Source organism: Micromonospora sp. 067-2 (genome assembly GCF_046549295.1).
Classification (GTDB): Bacteria; Actinomycetota; Actinomycetes; order Mycobacteriales; family Micromonosporaceae; genus Micromonospora.
On the sequence record NZ_JAJPWB010000021.1, the window covers coordinates 1 to 915 of the forward strand.

Annotated in this window: 1 protein-coding gene; it reads right to left on the reverse strand. The window is 68.5% G+C overall.

The genetic code is table 11. The features are described 5' to 3' along the window. Positions 1-64: 64 nt before the first annotated feature. On the reverse strand, positions 65-721 hold the full coding sequence (locus ACLJN9_RS30505) for a C39 family peptidase (RefSeq protein ID WP_410815150.1): 657 nt from the start codon (positions 719-721) through the stop codon (positions 65-67). Between the last annotated feature and the right edge of the window lie 194 nt (positions 722-915).

The window sequence follows — 915 nt, forward strand, 5'->3', positions numbered from 1 at the left end:
GTGCCGAAGGGCCGGTCCCCGGGGTGGGGTCCGGCCCTTCGGTGGGTGTTCGGGTGTGCTGCGCTCAGCTGGTGGCGTAGCCGCGGGTGGCGATCCAGTCGGCGAGGTGCTCGATGCTGACCTCGTAGGAGGCGGTGTTCGGGTCGGCGGAGTCAGCGATCGTGACGGTGTTACCGCCGTCGTGGTAGCCCACGACGCTGATGTAGTGCCCGCCCTCGAAGGAGTGCACGCCGCCGTCGGTGTCGGTGGTGGTGCCGGCGATGTTGGCCACCACAGCCCGACCGTCGTCCACGGTCCGCACCACATCGGCGCGCAACCGGGCGGTCTGCTGGGCGTCAGCGTCGGGCTTGCTGATCTCCACCGAGTGGTAGGCGTCAGCCTTACCGGTCTCCTTGTTCAGCACCGGGGTGATGTCGTTGATGCTGTTCGTGCCGTTCTCGGTGGTACCCATCTCCTTGGCCATCGCGTCCACGCTGATGTCCTTACCCTGCACCGACAGGGCGTTGCGGGTCGCGGCCGGCCCGCAGTAGTAGAAGTTCGGCTGCGCCTGGTACCGCACACCCAACTCACGCTCACCGGCAGGCTTACGGTCGGCCTGCGTCTGCGACACCGGCTTCGCCTCAGCGGCGTACGCGGCGGTCACCGGACCGGCGATGGCACCACCGGTGAACGCGAGCCCAGCAGCGGTCAGAGCGGTCTTACGAATCAGATCGGTACGCATGATGGCGTGCTCCTCTGCATCAGGGGTGTCCACACGGCACGTCACAAAAGCGGGGGATGCCGCGACCGTGCGGGAAGCTGTCGCGAGAACGCCGGCGATCCATGCGACCTGCTCAGGCGTTCCGGGGGATGTAACCCAGGCGGCCCGGCCGGTGTTCCCGGCGGCTGCCCCGCACCAGGGCTCCGAGGCCACGG

Bases quoted from the DNA above. Each gene is read 5' to 3' on its own strand.
- ACLJN9_RS30505 (WP_410815150.1), bottom strand. From the start codon at position 721: ATGCGTACCGATCTGATTCGTAAGACCGCTCTGACCGCTGCTGGGCTC.